This window comes from Shewanella inventionis, from assembly GCF_019931735.1.
GTDB classification, from domain to species: Bacteria; Pseudomonadota; Gammaproteobacteria; order Enterobacterales; family Shewanellaceae; genus Shewanella; species Shewanella inventionis.
Map to the genome: position 1 here is coordinate 4,471,666 of NZ_CP082926.1, position 17,022 is coordinate 4,488,687.

Annotated in this window: 15 protein-coding genes; 4 read left to right on the forward strand and 11 right to left on the reverse strand. The window is 44.0% G+C overall.

The features are described from left to right. The first annotated feature begins 64 nt into the window (after positions 1–64). Both K8B83_RS20070 and K8B83_RS20075 read left to right on the forward strand, forming a co-directional pair. A complete protein-coding gene (locus K8B83_RS20070; protein ID WP_188738929.1) occupies positions 65–745 on the forward strand; it encodes a Rossmann-fold NAD(P)-binding domain-containing protein in 681 nt (226 codons plus the stop codon). 88 nt (positions 746–833) lie between these two features. After that, positions 834–1,013 carry a helix-turn-helix domain-containing protein gene (locus tag K8B83_RS20075; RefSeq protein WP_188738930.1) on the forward strand — a complete coding sequence of 60 codons (180 nt, stop codon included), beginning with the start codon at positions 834–836 and terminating at the stop codon, positions 1,011–1,013. 74 nt (positions 1,014–1,087) lie between these two features. On the opposite strand, the gene nqrF is transcribed toward K8B83_RS20075, so the two are convergent. From nqrF to K8B83_RS20120, 9 genes are all read right to left on the reverse strand, one after another. Beyond that, on the reverse strand, positions 1,088–2,305 hold the full coding sequence (gene nqrF, locus K8B83_RS20080) for an NADH:ubiquinone reductase (Na(+)-transporting) subunit F (RefSeq protein ID WP_188738931.1): 1,218 nt from the start codon (positions 2,303–2,305) through the stop codon (positions 1,088–1,090). Positions 2,306–2,329: 24 nt separating this feature from the next. Further along, positions 2,330–2,938 carry an NADH:ubiquinone reductase (Na(+)-transporting) subunit E gene (gene nqrE, locus K8B83_RS20085; protein ID WP_188738932.1) on the reverse strand — a complete coding sequence of 203 codons (609 nt, stop codon included), beginning with the start codon at positions 2,936–2,938 and terminating at the stop codon, positions 2,330–2,332. 9 nt (positions 2,939–2,947) lie between these two features. Then, a complete protein-coding gene (locus K8B83_RS20090; protein WP_188738933.1) occupies positions 2,948–3,568 on the reverse strand; it encodes an NADH:ubiquinone reductase (Na(+)-transporting) subunit D in 621 nt (206 codons plus the stop codon). Then, entirely contained in the window at positions 3,569–4,336 is a 768-nt protein-coding gene (locus K8B83_RS20095) for a Na(+)-translocating NADH-quinone reductase subunit C (RefSeq protein WP_188738934.1), read from the reverse strand. After that, on the reverse strand, positions 4,326–5,537 hold the full coding sequence (locus K8B83_RS20100; protein ID WP_188738935.1) for an NADH:ubiquinone reductase (Na(+)-transporting) subunit B: 1,212 nt from the start codon (positions 5,535–5,537) through the stop codon (positions 4,326–4,328). Before K8B83_RS20100 ends, K8B83_RS20095 begins: the two co-directional genes overlap by 11 nt. After that, positions 5,537–6,916: a Na(+)-translocating NADH-quinone reductase subunit A gene (locus tag K8B83_RS20105; protein ID WP_188738936.1), complete on the reverse strand. Its 1,380-nt coding sequence runs from the start codon at positions 6,914–6,916 to the stop codon at positions 5,537–5,539. Before K8B83_RS20105 ends, K8B83_RS20100 begins: the two co-directional genes overlap by 1 nt. Before the next feature lie 268 nt (positions 6,917–7,184). Beyond that, entirely contained in the window at positions 7,185–8,885 is a 1,701-nt protein-coding gene (cydC, locus tag K8B83_RS20110; protein ID WP_188738959.1) for a heme ABC transporter ATP-binding protein/permease CydC, read from the reverse strand. A 44-nt stretch (positions 8,886–8,929) separates the two neighbouring features. After that, the gene (cydD, locus tag K8B83_RS20115) at positions 8,930–10,705 is read right to left on the reverse strand and encodes a heme ABC transporter permease/ATP-binding protein CydD (RefSeq protein ID WP_188738937.1); all 1,776 of its coding nucleotides are present in this window, start codon (positions 10,703–10,705) and stop codon (positions 8,930–8,932) included. A 167-nt stretch (positions 10,706–10,872) separates the two neighbouring features. Further along, on the reverse strand, positions 10,873–11,946 hold the full coding sequence (locus tag K8B83_RS20120; RefSeq protein WP_188738938.1) for a DUF3626 domain-containing protein: 1,074 nt from the start codon (positions 11,944–11,946) through the stop codon (positions 10,873–10,875). A gap of 304 nt (positions 11,947–12,250) precedes the next feature. On the opposite strand from K8B83_RS20120, the gene K8B83_RS20125 reads away from it, so the two are divergent. Next, complete coding sequence (locus K8B83_RS20125) at positions 12,251–13,732, forward strand: DEAD/DEAH box helicase (protein ID WP_188738939.1); 1,482 nt, start codon at positions 12,251–12,253, stop codon at positions 13,730–13,732. 108 nt (positions 13,733–13,840) lie between these two features. Here the strand turns inward: K8B83_RS20125 and dbpA are convergent, their stop codons facing one another. After that, positions 13,841–15,214: an ATP-dependent RNA helicase DbpA gene (gene dbpA, locus K8B83_RS20130; protein ID WP_188738960.1), complete on the reverse strand. Its 1,374-nt coding sequence runs from the start codon at positions 15,212–15,214 to the stop codon at positions 13,841–13,843. A gap of 208 nt (positions 15,215–15,422) precedes the next feature. Further along, positions 15,423–16,289 carry a pirin family protein gene (locus K8B83_RS20135; RefSeq protein WP_188738940.1) on the reverse strand — a complete coding sequence of 289 codons (867 nt, stop codon included), beginning with the start codon at positions 16,287–16,289 and terminating at the stop codon, positions 15,423–15,425. 283 nt (positions 16,290–16,572) lie between these two features. On the opposite strand from K8B83_RS20135, the gene K8B83_RS20140 reads away from it, so the two are divergent. Continuing rightward, the gene (locus K8B83_RS20140) at positions 16,573–16,947 is read left to right on the forward strand and encodes a hypothetical protein (RefSeq protein ID WP_188738941.1); all 375 of its coding nucleotides are present in this window, start codon (positions 16,573–16,575) and stop codon (positions 16,945–16,947) included. Positions 16,948–17,022 lie beyond the last annotated feature (75 nt).

Genomic DNA, 17,022 nt, shown 5'->3' on the forward strand with positions numbered 1-17,022 from the left:
TATCACCGACAGATTAGAGTCTTTGTATAGATTCATTTTTTGTTCAACAGTAATAAAGGACTATATGATTGCAGCAATAATGGGAGCAACGGGCTTAGTAGGTAACGCATTACTGAGCCAATTAATAGAAAGTGAGCATTACAGCAAAGTCATCGTGTTGGGGCGGTCAACGCCTGCGCTAGTTGATCATCAATTTGGCGCTGAAAAAGTCCAATTTATTGCCTGCCAAATCGACGAAATACATGAGCTAACCCTTACAGATACTGTTGATCACGCTTTTTGTTGTTTAGGCACAACCATAAAACAAGCGGGTAGCGAAGAAGCATTCATTCAAGTTGATAAATTGGCCGTGATTGCTTTTGCAAAATTGTGCCAACAACAGGCTAACCCCAAGCTTAAGTTTTTAGTGGTGACGGCACAGGGCGCGAATGCTAAATCAAGCGTGTTTTATAATAGAGTCAAAGGTGAAGTAGAACACGCGCTCATCGGCTTAAACATACCTGTATTAACTATATTTCAGCCAAGTTTATTACTCGGTGAACGCCATCACAATCGCTTACTTGAAGGCATAGGCCAAACTTTATTTAGCGCTTTATCATGGATGTTTGTTGGGCCATTACAACAATATAAACCAATTAACGCACAAACCGTTGCACAGTCAATGTATCAGGCTGCGCTCAGCCCTCAAGTTGCGCCTAAGACACAAACTGTCACGAATTTAATGATGCACAACCAGCGTTTTTAACAATCTGTTCTATACTGTTAACCATTAAGTTTACAATAAATCAAACGCTATGAAACCAACCAAAACAGTTGTTTAGATGGAGAAAAGCATGAGTGACAATGATTATTTAACATTAGATGAAGTGTGTAAAATACTCGATAAAAGTCCTACAACCATTAAACGCTATGCCCGCGAAAATCTGTTGTCGAGCGAGCAAAATGGCCAGGAGCTAAGCTTCAATAAAGATGAAGTAATGCGCTATTTAGCTTTTTCAGAACGCCTGGGCTAACCCAGCCATTGAATGGCAGCGCCATAAAAATCCCCAACGCTTATCACGTTGGGGATTGTTATTTGTGGCGTAGGTTAATCACCAAAGTCATCGAGTAAAATGTTTTCAGACTCAACACCTAGGCTTTCCAGCATGGCGATAACAGAGGCGTTCATGATTGGCGGGCCGCACATATAAAACTCGCAATCCTCTGGCGCTTTATGCTGTTTTAAGTAGTTCTCATACAACACATTATGAATAAAACCAGTATAACCCGTCCAGTTATCTTCAGGCAGCGGATCAGACAGTGCGACATGCCATACAAAGTTATCGTTTTCAGCAGCCAGCTGATCAAAATCTTGTTGATAAAACACTTCACGAGTTGAGCGAGCGCCATACCAAAAGCTCATTTTACGCTTAGTTTTAACACTTTTTAATTGGTTAAAAATGTGCGAGCGCATTGGCGCCATACCCGCACCACCGCCAACAAACACCATTTCTGCGTCGGTCTCTTTAACAAAGAACTCACCAAATGGCCCTGAAATAGTCACCTTATCACCTGCTTTTAAATTAAAAATGTACGACGACATTTTACCTGGTGGCAAGCCCTCTTTTGGCGGAGTAGCAATCCGCACGTTAAGCATAATGCGGCCCTTTTCATCTGGGTAGTTTGCCATTGAGTAAGCACGTAATACGTCTTCATCAACCTTAGACACTAAGTCGAACAAACCGTATTTAACCCAGTCTCCACGATATTCCTCTGGAATATCAAAATCGGCATAACGCACTTCATGGGCAGGTGCTTCGATTTGAATATACCCACCGGCTTTAAATAGCACTTCTTCGCCATCTGGGATTTTTAATAGCAATTCTTTAATAAAGGTTGCCTGGTTATCATTTGAAATAACCTCACATTGCCATTTTTTAACCCCAAAGATTTCTTCGTCAACTTCAAGCTCCATGTCAGTACGCACGGCAACCTGACACGCTAAACGACAGCCCTCTTTGGCTTCTTTCTTGGTAATGTGGTCAAGTTCGGTGGCCAAAATATCACCGCCGCCCGATTTAACTTTAACGCGACATTGGCCACACGTGCCGCCACCACCACAAGCCGAAGGAATAAAGATTTGTTGCCCAGCTAACGCGCCAAGTAACTTGTCGCCCGCTGGCGTTCTAACTGTTTTTTCAGCATCACCGTTAATACTAATAGTGACATCTTCAGTACTGACTAACTTACGCTTGGCGAGTAAAATCACCATTACTAGGATGCATACCACAATGGTAAACATGCCTATACCTATTGCCATTTCCATTACATAGCCCTTCTTATCAATGCGTTATAACGTGATGCCAGCAAAAGACATAAACCCAAGTGCCATTAATCCGGTGGTGATAAAGGTAATACCAATACCTTGTAACCCATCAGGAATGGCATGAAACTTCATCCGCTCACGTAAACCAGCAAGTAATACAATCGCCATCGCCCAACCCACAGCCGAACCTGAAGCAAATACCACAGATTCCGTTAAGTTGTAGTCGCGGTTAGCCATAAAAATGACTCCGGCAAAAATGGCGCAGTTAACGGTTAATAGTGGTAAAAATATCCCCAATGACTGATACAAAGTCGGAATGTAACGGTCTAAAAACATTTCTAAAATTTGCACTAATGCGGCAATAACCCCAATAAAGGTAATCAGCTGCAAGTAGCTTAAATTCAGTTCAGCAAAGCCTGCCCAAGCTAAAGCGCCTGGCGCAAGAATATTGACGTAAATGATTTGATTTAATGGCACAGCCAACATCATCACCACAATCACGGCAATACCTAAACCAAAGGCGGTAGACACCTTTTTCGATACCGCAAGAAACGTACACATACCCAAGAAAAATGACAGGGCCATGTTGTCGATAAATGCAGCCTGGATAAATAAATTAATATAGTGTTCCATGATGCCTCCTTAACTGCGCTTACGCTGAACGACTTTAATGGCCCAAATCATCACGCCAATTAAAAAGAATGCGCTAGGCGGTAACGTGAACATTTCATTTGCAAGGTACCAACCACCGTTTTCGATGGTGGTTAATATCTCATGACCAAACAAACTGCCACGGCCAAATAACTCACGCACAAATGCAACACCTAACAAAATTAAGCCGTATCCCATTGCATTACCTAATGCATCCACCAAGGCTAAATGCGGTGGATATTTCATGGCAAAAGCTTCAGCTCGTCCCATGATGATGCAGTTGGTAATAATTAAACTCACAAACACCGACAGCTGTTTTGATAGTTCATATGCGACATCTTGCAGCACCATATCAACGATAATCACCAATGAAGCAATCACGGTCATTTGCGCAATAATACGCACACTGTTAGGAATAAAGTGGCGAATACTGGAAATAATTAAGTTTGAAAATACCAGTACAAAAGTCACGGCTAGGGTCATTACCAACGCGGTTTGCATTGAGTTACTTACCGCTAACGCAGAACACACCCCAAGCACCTGCATGGCTACTGGGTTATGCTCAAATATCGGCGATGTTAAGATCTCGCGAGTTGAAGTGTTATTACTCATTTACTTACCCTCCGCGGCAATTGCATGTAGATAGGTTTGATAACCTTCAACGCCAAACCAAAACTCAACTAAACGTTGAATCCCAACACCTGTTCGGGTTGCACCACTGACACCATCGATGCCATGAACATCACCTTCTTTAGCGCCGCCCTTAATCACTTTAATGGCCATTTTGCCTTTTGCATCAAACAGCTTTTTCCCCTGCCATAACGCCAACCATTGTGGATCGGTAACAAAATCTGCAATGCCAGGGGTTTCCCCATGCTCATAAAACACGATGTTTTCAATGGTGTTAAGATCAGGTTTTATCGCCATATAACCATAAATAATCGACCATAAACCTTTACCGTAAATCGGCATTACTATGCTAGATAACTGGCCATTGGTGTCGTAAACCTCAAAAATACGGATATCAGTTGCCATGGTTTTAATTTTGGCAATGTCCTTTTTAGGTTTGGTTGACGTTTCAGGGTTAATGGCCGCCATGCGCTCATCATAGTCGAGCAAGTTGGTTTTTTCGGTCACTTGACCACTGGCTAAATTGACCATTTTAGGCTGAACACGCTGCTCAAACAGATCGCTAAAATCACCTTGGCTAATATCAATACCCGCGGCTTTTAATACAAACTGCTTCACTTCATCACGTTTTTTAGCCAACTTGCGTTCTTTTAATATCTCAGCCGTACCTGTGATCATAAACGAGCAAATTAAGCTTAAAACGATGATAAAAATCATTGTTCCGGTAACGGTATCTTTTTTAATTGCCATGACGTTTTAGTCTCCGTTTGATATTGGCTTGAGCAACTAAATAGTCGAACAATGGCGCCCATAAATTGGTAAACAAAATGGCTAACATGATGCCTTCTGGCATTTTTGCATTGAGCAAACGGATCACTATGGTCATTAAACCAATCATAAAACCATAAGCAAACTTGGCCGTGCGGGTATAAGATGCAGTAACCGGATCGGTCGCCATAAACATCATCCCCAAGGCGAAACCACCTGTCACTAGGTGCCAAGTCCAAGGCATTGCTGACATTGGGTTTCTGCTTGAACCAAAGTAGTTAAACAACACCACGGTTAAGATCATCCCAATCATCACGCCAGCCACAACACGCCAATCAGCCACACGAGTCAGCAATAAAATACCGCCACCAATTAAAATGGCTAACGTGCTGGTTTCGCCAACTGCGCCTGGGGTAAAACCTAAAAATGCATCCCACCAAGTGCTGTCGCTAAATACACTAAACCAGCTTGCATCGACAAAACTGAGCTTTTTAGCCACCGTAAGAGTTAAAGTGGTTGCGCCAGAATAACCATCAACTGCCACAAATTGACTTAACGCCACGACCTCTGTTGGGTAAGCGAAATAAATAAATGCATAACCGGCAAGCGCAGGGTTTAAAAAGTTATACCCCATGCCACCAAACATCTCTTTAGCAACTACCACACCAAAACTCAGGCCCAGTGCCACAATCCATAACGGAGTTGAAATCGGTAAAATGAGCGAGAACAATAATGCGGTAACAAAGAAGCCCTCATGCAGCTCTTGACGACGAACCCTGGCAAATACCACCTCCCACACTAAACTCACCACCAATGCGGTAAGGTAAAAAGGCACATAAAAACTGGCGCCATAGGCAAATAAACTGATTAAGCCTGAGCTCTCAGTTAATGGGCCAAACAGTAAGTTATAAATAGCCAGTTGCCATGCATCAGGTTGCGTAGCACCAGCCATAATGGCCACCTGAGCCTGCAAGCCCAAGTTGTACATTCCAAATAACATGGCAGGGAATAAGCACATACCCACAATATGCATAGTGCGCTTAACATCAATTGCATCACGAATATGCACACGACCTTTAGTGCTGCGGCCATTAGCTATCCATAATGAACGTAAGTAGTTACGCATCGAGTCGCCATGAGCATAATAGCTATCTTGACTGGGCTTTTTTTGTTGCTGACTCATTAACCTTCCCTCTCGATAATATCTAGGCAAGCACGAAGTTCTTTACCAAAGTCATACTTTCCTGGGCAAACAAACGTACATAAGGCTAAATCTTCTTCATCTAGCTCTAATGCACCGAGTAGTTGCGCTTCGTCGGTATCACGTACCACTAAATCACGTACAAGTAAGATGGGTAAAATATCCAAAGGCATCACATGGTCTAGCTGGCCAAACGCCATCATGGCGCGAGGTGAGCCACCAGCATGAGTGGTAAAATCAAAGAGTTTTTTAGTGCGACTAAAGCCAGACATCATGATGCCAGTGAGCGAAAATTTATTACTGTCATGGCGCACCCAAGGCAACACCTCTTGACGATCATTTTCAGTTAACACACTCACCTGGTTGTGAAATCGACCAAGGTAATCATAAACGCCAGTAGCCGTGTGGCCAGACAGTAATGATCCAGACACAATTCGTGAGTGCCTTTGATCAATTTCGTCGCTTACCCACTCACTTAACTTAGCACCCAGCTGAGTGCGCACTAACCGAGGCTTTAATACATTGGGGCCGCCAAGTGCAACAATGCGGTCGGTGTACAGCTCACCAGTTAAAAACAGTTTGCCAACGGCTATCACGTCTTGATAACCCAAGTGCCATACCTGACGCTCAATACTTGCGGGTAATAAATGGTGGATATGAGTACCCACTAAGCCTGCTGGGTGAACACCGTTAAAGCGATGAATGCTAACAGAAGTTAAATCGTAATCTTCGCTCTGCTCAACGAGTGACTCACCGTCATCCTGGCACAAATACACTTTACCGGGAGTTAATAGGCTTAACACATATAACCCGGCATGAAATGCTTGCGGTTGCGTGGCAATAACAACTCTTGGATCAGCGGCTAATGGATTGGTATCCACGGCAGTCACAAATAGACCGGCTGGAGTTGCATCAAGCTGAGGTACTCGAGAAAACGGACGGGTTCTAAACGCTGTCCATAAACCACTTTCAACTAACCCTTGCTTAACGCTTTCAAGGCTCAAGCTTACTAGTGCCTGTGGCTGTATGATGCTTGCACAAGCTTGCTCAGCATCACAGTCAATCACGACCGACTGCAACACACGGCGCTCACCACGATTAATGGCAGAAACTACGCCACTTGCAGGCGCGGTAAATCGCACTCCGGGTGTTTTTTTATCTTCAAATAAGGTTTGTCCCTTACTGACTCGATCACCAACCTCAACCATCATGGTTGGTTTTAAGCCAACATATTCTTCGCCAATTAATGCCACCTGAGAGGTCTTTATTGACGCGCCATCTATTTGCTGTAGTGGTTCACCAGCAACCGGGACATCAAGCCCCCGCTTAATGGTTATCACTGGGTTTGCAGCACCAGCCATGTCATTCACCATTTAAAAAATTTCGATAGCTTATGGTATATGTTTGTAACTGCTAATATATGAACAAAGATCACAGTCCCAGCGCAGACTGTAATTTTGAAACACAACCTAATGGCAAATTTGTGAAGCTGATCAATCAATCGCCAAAAGCAGAATCGCTTGATGTAATTTTTGTATCAAAAAGGTTGTTACATTTCTGAGTATTTATGCTTACCTACTAATACAGCAAGTAAGCATAAACCTATGTTTAGACGGGTTTTAGGAGGGATTAACAATCAACACAAAAGCGCTGTAACGCGCCTTGTTCTAACCGATAAACAGCATCCATTTTATCTAATGCCGTTGTGCGGTGACTAATCATCAATAAGGTTTTATTTTCAGCAAAACTCAAAAGCAGCGAAAGTATCTCGCGTTCGGTGCGCTTATCGAGCCCTTCGGTAGGCTCGTCAAGTAGCAATAAAGGCGCATCACGCAGTAACGCTCTAGCCACGCCAATACGGCGCTGCTCACCACCCGATAACTGTCGGCCGCCTTCACCAATCCACATATCCAGCGGTTTGTCGCCTTGCAACAATGCCTCAAGTCCCACTTGCTGCAAAACTGAAATTAAACGCTCATCATGGGCTTTTTTCGGTTCACCTTGTTGATAAGGTAAAGCCAGTGCTAAGTTTTCCCGCAGGGTGCCAGCAAACAGATAAATACGCTGGCTGACTACTGTCATCGACGCTCTAAGTTCGGCTTCATTGTACTGGGCTAGCGGTTGGCCATCGAGAGTAATCTCACCTTGCTGTGCTACCCATTCACGCGTAATAAGCCCAAACAAGCTCGACTTACCACAACCAGTTGAGCCCAATATTGCTACCTTGTCACCAGCCTCTAAAGTCAAGTTCACGCCTTGTAAAATCGGCGCAGTGGGCTGATAAGCAAAATGCACATCTTGTAGCGTCAACGCGCCTGATTTGGCTTTAAGCTGGCTGTGCGAATTAAAGCTGACTGCGGGCGTTTGCTCAACAATATGAGTTACACGCTGTGCGGCTAACAAGGTACTGGATAAATGTTGAAACGCGCCCGCTATTGGCATCATCATCTCGAGACTTGCCATCGTTGCAAATACCATTAATGCCATTAACGGCCCAGGTGGTGTTGCATCACCTACACTTTGACTGGCTAAATACAACATCAACACAACCGCAGTACCATTAACTAAAATTAGCATAGCTTGGCTTAAACCAGTAATATTGGCCATGGCCGTTTGCTGGCTAAATAACCGAGCTTGCGCCTGTTCAAGTTTGGTCAAATAACGCGTGTTTGCCGCAAACAAACTTAACTCGGCTTGCCCCTGAATAACATCCAGCAGCATTACTCTATATTGTTGTTTCGCATCAACTAATGCCCGGCCGGGTGCTTTACCTAGTACATAAAACACCACTGGCAATACGCACCAGGCCAGCAGTAAAACACTGCATAACATCATGGCGAGGCTAAGGTCAAACCAGGCTAAAAAAACAAACAACCCAGCAATCATCAATAATGACGCCACCAAAGGTGTCAGCAAGCGTAAATACAAATGATCTAGGGTGTCGATGTCAGCAATTAATCTATTAAGCAGGTCGCCTCTTCGTAAGCCTTGAAGATTAGCAGCACTAAGCGGCAACAGCTTTTGCCACGCCCAAATACGTAACTGAGTTAGCAATTTAAATGTGGCTTCGTGGGTGGCTAAACGCTCCCCATAGCGACTTGCTGTGCGCGCTATAGAAAAAAATCGTACTCCGCCGGCAGGAGTAAAAAAGTTAAAGACTTGCGCGGTTGCAACCGTTAAGCCCGCCACAGCCGTTGCCGATAAAAACCAGCCCGATAATGACAACAATCCAATACCGGTTAACAAGGTGGTAAAGGTTAAGATTAAGCCAACCAACATCATTAACCATTGGCGACGAAACAGCGCAAAAAAGGGGGCTAATACCCGCAATGAGGTGTTTGGTGACGATGTCGATTCAGTAACTTGAGTCATGATTACACCTCCTGCTGCTGATTAATCATTTGCGCTAACAAGCCATCTTGATGTTGTAACTCACTCAGATGACCTTGCTGAACAATAAGGCCTTTATCCATCACCAACACCTTGTCCATTGTATTTAAATCATCTAACCGATGGGTCACGGTTAATCCACTTGCTCCTTGCATGGCAGCTTGAAGAGACGCCAACACACTCTGCTCACTTTGAGCATCTAAACTGGCAGTCGGTTCATCTAACAAAAATAACTTTGCCGGTTGGGCTAAAGCACGAGCTAAGGCAAAACGCTGCGCCTGGCCAACAGATACCCCCGCACTTTGATCGCTTATCATCAGGTCGAGGCCTTGAGCGTGTTGAGTGACAAAGTCGCTAATATTAGCCTTCTCAAGTAGCGTCATAATTTGCGAATCGGTTAAGAGTGGGTTTGCCAGTGCAACATTGTCGCGCACCGTGCCATAAAACAACTGCGGGTCCTGGCCAAGCCAAGCTAAATGGCGTCGCCAATCAGCCAATTGAAGATTCGAGAGGGGTTGTTGATTCACCATTAATTGGCCTTTGTAGGGTAAAAAACCTAACAAAGCATTGAGTAAACTGGTTTTACCTGCGCCACTTGGGCCAACAATCGCCCAATGTTGACCGGCAGGCAGTGTAAATGAAATCGGCCCAATTAAACGCTGTCCGTCAACACTAAATACCTCAAGATCAATCGCGTCAATGCTAATAGAGTCTGCCGAAAACAAGGTTTTAGCTTGGCAACTATCTGCGGTGTCATGACGTTCAACATGAAAATTGAGAAGCTCTACTAAGGTTTCTGCAGCACCAACAGCCTGGGCTTTAGCATGATAATGGGTGCCTAAATCGCGCAGCGGCTGAAAAAACTCTGGCGCTAAAATAAGTACAAACATGCCGGTAAATAAACTAATGCCGACGCCGTAATGGCCAAAATCTAAATGATCTAAATAACTAAAGCCAAAATACACCGCAAGCACAGCAATAGACACAGCGGCAAAAAACTCTAATACCGCAGAACTTAAAAACGCTAAGCGCAGCACCGACATAGTACGGCTACGAAAATCTTCAGATGCGGTTTCAATATTGCTAAGCTCAGCGGCACCACGATGAAATAGTTTAACGGTTTGTAGGCCTTTTAAGCGGTCCATAAAATGGCCACTTAATCGCGCTAATGCGGTCACGTTTTTACGGCTCGCATCTGCTGCCCCCATACCGACCAAAATCATAAACATTGGAATTAACGGCGCTGTGGCTAATAAAATAATCCCAGCAGCCCAATTGAGCGGAAATACACACACTAAAATCAGCAAGGGGATAAAACCGGCTAGCATCATTTGCGGCACATATTTGGCGTAATAATCGTGTAAGTCTTCAACCTGCTCAAACACCAAACTCGCCCAGGCGCCTGACGGCTTACCTTTAATGAACACAGGCCCTAACTCAACCAATTTATTCAGCACAGCTTGACGAATATCACTGCGTAAACGCTTACCCGCCTCAAAACTGACTCGCTCACGCACTTGCGCCAATGCTGCACGCACAAGCAATAATAAAACGAGACCAACAAACTCGCTGCTCGATGCTTGCAATGGCATATTTTGCATAATCACCTGTTGCAAAATGCGCGCAATACAATAAGCCTGGCCAACAATAGCAATGCCATTAAGAAAACCACATAAAATCGATAATTTAAGGAAGATACCACAAGAAAACTGTTGGCTTTTTAGCCACTGAGTTAATGATTTTTCTAACGACTTATCCATAATGCTCCGCAGTGATAGTCAACACCCTAAATTGGCAGTGCAGTATCGCAGCACAGAGGGTGAGATAACACCTTAAACAATGTAAATGTTAACTGTTTCACATTTTGCTAATAAACTATCAGTAATGGATATCAGTTATAGGTAATCGTGCTTAAATCAAGCTGAAACTACAACAAATATGGCTCATTGGAGGGAGTGTGACCATACTTAACCAACACATGCCATAGCAGTTTTAAATCTTGCAGCTTTTTGGTGTGGGCGCCGCGCTCGCTCCAAGATGTGGGTTGTTTTTGCAATTGATATGCCGCCCGACCAATAATATCGGCATTAATGATGTCATCTTCTGCAATGCTTTTTGCCAAGGTCGGCATAATTGCACCTCTAAAATCATCTGGCACCTTATTAATGTGCATTTGTCTGCCATTGTGCCAGTGCAACTCAATGTCATACTCGTCGCACAATGCCACCAATGATGCACCAATTTTGCTGCCATTAAACGACGGGTCAGCCACCAACACGGCAATATCTTTATCTAATGACACATCACCGTGGATCTGGGCTTCAATATAATGGTCTAAATTGCCACTAGGCGGATAATTAAAACGGCTTGCCGTTGCATCAACCAAATGCTGACTAAAATGAGCAATTAATTTACTCGGTTTAAGGCCTGCACAACCTAATGCATATTGGCGCTCAAAACTTTCACTGAGCAAGGCGGCTAAAATGGCATCAAAACATTTTATGGTGCCCTTTTCTTTTGGCAGTCGATAAGAGTCCATGTAACTAAATGTACAACGCGATAGAATTTGCGGGTGAGTAATGAAATAACAACTACCAAAACGGGGCGCTGGGCCTAACGGACACAACCCAAAATCAAGCGCGCCGTATTTAGGTCGATGCTTAATGCCAGAATAACTATGACCAAATAATTGATTTTCCCAATGGTCGCGTGAGCCACCTAGCTCCGGTGATAAATGCCCATTAGACACATGGGTTTCAAATTGGCTTTTATACACACCGTCACGTAAAAGACCATCAATGACACACAAACCACGATTATCAATACGGTCAGGATGAAAATGCAGTGCCACCCGACTATGGCTAGACAGCTGACGCATGGCCATTTGCAACTCTAAGGTTGAAATATTCGACATTAGCAACACATTTTTGATCACGGCATGAGCATGATCTCGCTGCTCATAGGCCGATTTCTCAATATGTGATAGCGCCGTTAATTTCATCAGTTGGTCATACCTTAACGTTTGATAACATCAGCTAAGCCGCTGAATAGAGCTTGCCATTTTATTGTATGTAATAAGTTGAGCTTTAGCACGGTTCAACGCGTCAAGATTAACACTATTTCATTATAATTCACTATATTGTGAGCACCGCAGCACAATATCTCAACACACAGATAAGCCAAACACTCGCAGTAAATATAATAGTTTAATAGCACTTACAGCCGTTTTCAGGTAAGCTTCACGGCCGCCGTTTCTGGCTACCTTTTATTCAAAGCAACAATGTGTTGCCCAAAGAGATTTTTCTATGAGTTTTGCCTCACTTGGTCTGAATGCTGCTATTTTAAAAGCAGTTGAAAAACAAGGTTATGACACCCCCTCTGCAATCCAAGCACAAGCCATTCCAGCCGTATTAGCAGGCCAAGATGTGATGGCTGCAGCACAAACCGGTACGGGAAAAACCGCAGGCTTTACTCTGCCAATTCTAGAATTATTGTCCAAAGGCAGCCGTGCTCAACGCGGCCAAGTGCGTGCATTAGTATTGACCCCAACGCGTGAGTTAGCCGCACAAGTACAAGAAAGCGTTGCCACCTATGGTGTTAACTTGCCGCTAAAATCAGCAGTGGTGTTTGGTGGCGTGTCGATTATCCCGCAACTTGCCGCACTGCGTAATGGCGTAGATATTTTAGTGGCAACCCCTGGTCGACTGCTCGATCTTTGCCAACAAAAAGCAATTAGCTTCAATAAATTAGAGATTTTAGTGTTAGACGAAGCAGACCGCATGCTAGACATGGGCTTTATTCGCGACATTAAAAAAGTATTAGCCTTATTACCTGCGCAGCGCCAAAACTTAATGTTTTCGGCAACGTTTTCTGATGAAATCCGCGAACTCGCCAAAGGCTTAGTAAACAACCCTGTCGAAATTTCAGTGACACCTCGTAACGCGACAGCGAATACCGTTACTCAGTGTGTATACCCATTAGACAAAACTCGTAAATCAATGGCACTAATCGAGTTGATTAACACCAATGATTGGAAGCAAGTGTTGGTGTTTTCACGCACTAAACATGGCGCCAACCGCTTAGCCAAGAGTTTAGATGCAGCCAATATTAAAGCTGCTGCAATTCATGGTAATAAAAGCCAAACAGCGCGAACAAAAGCTTTAGCAGACTTTAAAGCTGGCACTGTGCAAGTTATGGTGGCAACAGACATCGCCGCGCGCGGTATCGACATTGACCAACTGCCTTTTGTGGTTAACTTTGACCTGCCAAACGTACCAGAAGATTATGTGCACCGTATTGGCCGTACAGGTCGTGCTGGTGCAACAGGTCAAGCGGTGTCGTTAGTCGGTCTTGAAGAAGTTAAGTTATTGCATGATATCGAGCGGTTAATTAAACGGACCATTGAGCGTAAACAACTGCCAGGATTTGAAGCACCGTTCACTATCCCTGAAGCTGGCAGTCGCTCAGGTGGTCATAAAGCCAACAGCGTGAAAAAGCCAAACCCAAATCGCAGCAAGCATGCTCAACAAGCCAATACTGCACAAGGTGATAAGCCAGCACGCCAATATGACTCGCGCCAACAAGCACGAAGCAAAGATGGCCAGCCGCAAGGCGCTAATAAGCCAAAAGCTGCCGGTAACAGAGCTGAAGCAATTGCTAATGGTAATAAACCACCACAGCGTAACCGTCCACCGCGTCGCAGCGGCACAGGCGGTTCAGCAAATAGTGGCACACCTGCATCAAAAGGTGGCGTTAACCCTTACGCTAATGCCAAAGTAAAAAGCTAAGCTTTAAGTTAAGCGATACCATTCAATTTGCTCAAATAGCAAACAGTTGCTTAACCAATAAAAAACCGCTGAATATTCAGCGGTTTTTTATGTAAATATCACTTACCGTTACATAAACCAAGCTCGGTAATTACGCCCCTTCAACTTACCTTTATTGAGCTTATTTAGCGCTTGCTTTGACACCTTGCTGCTTACGGCAACATAAGCACGAAACTCGGTGACTTTGATTTTACCGATATCATTAAAGTCTAGGCCGTTATCGCCCGTTAATGCACCTACAATATCGCCAGGACGGATCTTTTGCTTTTTACCGGCATCGATTTGAATGGTGATCATCTCAGCCGCTTGCGGCTGTTTATTTAACACACTCATTGGTGGCAAGGTTTCGCTAACAACATCTTTACCCATGGCTTCTTCAATCATTGCCATTTTGTAACCGTCTTCTTCAGCAAAAAAGGTATAAGCGGCACCAGAGCTACCCGCACGGCCAGTACGACCAATACGATGAATGTGTACTTCGGTATCGTAAGCAATGTGGTAGTTAAATACCGCATCAAGCTCATCAATGTCTAGGCCACGGGCCGCCACATCGGTTGCAACCAAAATACGCGCGCTGCGGTTAGCAAACTGTAATAGCATTTGATCGCGATCGCGCTGCTCTAAATCACCGTGCAGAGCGAGTACGCTAAAGCCAAACTCGGCGAGTGAATCTGCCACTTGCTGGGTTTCGCGCTTAGTATTGCAAAACACCACTGAGCTACGCGGTTGCTTATCAAGTAACAGTAAACGCAACGCCTCAAGGCGACTTTTGTTGTCATCAACTCGGTAAAAGTGCTGCTCAATAGTTAAGTTGTCATGCTTTTGCTCAACTTTTACCATCACAGGCTTATACATAATTTGATCGGCAATCGATTTGATTTGCTCAGGGAAGGTCGCGCTAAATAATAAGGTTTGGCGTTCACGCGGTGCGGCGGCAATAATTTGATCAATATGCTGCTGAAAGCCCATCTCTAACATGCGATCGGCTTCATCTAAAATCAGCATGTTCATATTACTTAAATCTAAACGGTTGCGATCTAAATGATCAACAATACGCCCAGGAGTGCCGACAATAATATGCGCGCCGTGCTCAAGCGAGCCAACCTGCGGCCCCATTGGCACACCACCACACAAAGTTAATACCTTAATGTTATGAATACCACGAGCAAGTGTGCGGATTTCTTCAGCAACCTGGTCGGCAAGCTCACGGGTTGGGCACAACACCATGGTTTGAATACGAAAACGTTTAACATCGAGTTTATTGAGTAAGCCTAAACCAAACGCAGCCGTTTTACCTGAACCTGTTTTTGCTTGGCCTATGACATCTTCACCAGCCAATATGGGCGGTAAACTTTCGGCCTGGATTTGAGTCATTGATTCAAAACCCATAGTTTGTAGGTTTTCAAGCAATTCAGTTTTTAAATTAAGTGATGCGAAAGCCATGTTAACGGCCGGTTCAGTAGACTGACTCAAGGCGAATATCCTCTGATATCGAAAGCAAAAAAGCGCACAAGTGCTGCACAAACAAATTAGCCAAGGTGATTATTGTCAGTATAGTGAATGCTACACATCAAATTGTCCTTGGCCATATACGCGCTATTGTAGCAATGATCTTCAGCTTTCGCTGACAAATCTTTATCTTATACAGACCCTAAACAATCTGACCAAACAGCCCTTGTTGATAATCTCGCACGGCTTGATCAATTTCTGCCTGCGTATTCATCACAAACGGCCCCATTTGTACGATTGACTCATTAATAGGGTTTCCCGCTAATATCAATAACCCAGCCCCATTTACTTCAGCTTGAAAATGGCAAATTTCATGTGTATCTAATAGCAACAACTGCCCTACTCCTGCGGTTTCGCGCAGACCTTGAGCATCAAGATAATGCAGTTCACCCTGGTAAATATACACACAAAGAGTGTTAAATCGTTTTACATCCAAAGTGCCATGAGCGTGGTGAGTAAGGATTAAATCAGCAATAGAGCCTTGCCCAGCTAGCCCTTCAATCGCCGCGGTGATACTTAACGGATTATGATTAAATCCCCAGGAGCCTGCCAAAGCGATAAGCGTGGCGCCATGATCGTTATTCAACTGAGGTTTATCTTGATTGCAACTGTCTTGGTATATTGGCGCACGCATTTTGTCTTTAGCTGGCATATTGAGCCAAATTTGAAACCCATGAAGCCCTTCTGTTGCATCGGCTAATGGCATTTCAGAATGCACAACACCACGGCCAGTACTCATCCATTGCACATCACCAGCACGTATCGGCTTCACATTGCCGAGTTGATCTCGATGTTCAAATCCGCCTTTACGAATATAAGTAAAGGTTTCGACACCACGGTGTGGATGTGGCGGAAAGCCACCGATAAAATCTTGGGTATTGTCAGACTTAATCTCATCAATCATTAAATACGGGTCAAAACGAAGCAGCTCAAAGTCACTGATGCGATTAATATTGACCCCATCACCATCCATTGCAGGTAACGCACTAAAGCGTTGTAACACTTTCATTATAGATCCCAATGAACCGTCCAATCATCCGTCAAGCATAGCAGCCAACTAACCGAATAAATATTGCATAATAGTGCGATTTTTATTCGATAAAATCGATGACAGGCCAAGGGGCTTTTATGCTTCTTACTCTTGCACATCAAAACACGGCCAAATTATACCCAAGCAATAAATAGGCCCCGCATCAAAATCGGCTAATAAACTAATGATTGTGTACTAGATAACGGTAAAGCATACCAAACACCGTATAATCTAGGTTAATTTACGATTTAAGGAAAATGGCGTGCTAACAAAAATCCTCATTACAATTTTAGTGATTCTGGGTGCCCTAATGTATTTGCGCCGAGGCAGAAGCCCTAAAACCAGTTACAACACTAAAACAATTGAAATTGAAAAACCGCCCTTGCTCAGCAAAATGGCTATCTATGCCATGATCGCATTATCAATGCTGGCTACTGCAGGTTATTGGGGGTGGGGCTGGTATGATGACAATACGATTGTAGAAGTCACTATCTCATCACCTATTGAAGCAATGACAGCCAGTTACAAAGTACGTAAAAAAGATATACACGAACAGCGAATTACAACCGTAGATGGTGTACATATTAGGCTATCTAATCAAGAGCGATTAACCGTGGAGCCTCTGGTAAAACAATAGCAATTTAGGAGGCAACCAGTACAAAAACGTAAACTTTACCTCAACAAATCAAGAATCGATAAGAGTTTAGCTAAA

What these genes read in the sequence shown, in the direction of transcription:
- K8B83_RS20070 (WP_188738929.1), top strand. Translation starts at nt 65, where the DNA reads ATGATTGCAGCAATAATGGGAGCAACGGGCTTAGTAGGTAACGCATTA.
- K8B83_RS20075 (WP_188738930.1), top strand. Translation starts at nt 834, where the DNA reads ATGAGTGACAATGATTATTTAACATTAGATGAAGTGTGTAAAATACTC.
- nqrF (WP_188738931.1), bottom strand. Translation starts at nt 2,305, where the DNA reads ATGGAAATGGCAATAGGTATAGGCATGTTTACCATTGTGGTATGCATC.
- nqrE (WP_188738932.1), bottom strand. Translation starts at nt 2,938, where the DNA reads ATGGAACACTATATTAATTTATTTATCCAGGCTGCATTTATCGACAAC.
- K8B83_RS20090 (WP_188738933.1), bottom strand. Translation starts at nt 3,568, where the DNA reads ATGAGTAATAACACTTCAACTCGCGAGATCTTAACATCGCCGATATTT.
- K8B83_RS20095 (WP_188738934.1), bottom strand. Translation starts at nt 4,336, where the DNA reads ATGGCAATTAAAAAAGATACCGTTACCGGAACAATGATTTTTATCATC.
- K8B83_RS20100 (WP_188738935.1), bottom strand. Translation starts at nt 5,537, where the DNA reads ATGAGTCAGCAACAAAAAAAGCCCAGTCAAGATAGCTATTATGCTCAT.
- K8B83_RS20105 (WP_188738936.1), bottom strand. Translation starts at nt 6,916, where the DNA reads ATGGCTGGTGCTGCAAACCCAGTGATAACCATTAAGCGGGGGCTTGAT.
- cydD (WP_188738937.1), bottom strand. Translation starts at nt 10,705, where the DNA reads ATGGATAAGTCGTTAGAAAAATCATTAACTCAGTGGCTAAAAAGCCAA.
- K8B83_RS20120 (WP_188738938.1), bottom strand. Translation starts at nt 11,946, where the DNA reads ATGAAATTAACGGCGCTATCACATATTGAGAAATCGGCCTATGAGCAG.
- K8B83_RS20125 (WP_188738939.1), top strand. Translation starts at nt 12,251, where the DNA reads ATGAGTTTTGCCTCACTTGGTCTGAATGCTGCTATTTTAAAAGCAGTT.
- dbpA (WP_188738960.1), bottom strand. Translation starts at nt 15,214, where the DNA reads ATGGCTTTCGCATCACTTAATTTAAAAACTGAATTGCTTGAAAACCTA.
- K8B83_RS20135 (WP_188738940.1), bottom strand. Translation starts at nt 16,289, where the DNA reads ATGAAAGTGTTACAACGCTTTAGTGCGTTACCTGCAATGGATGGTGAT.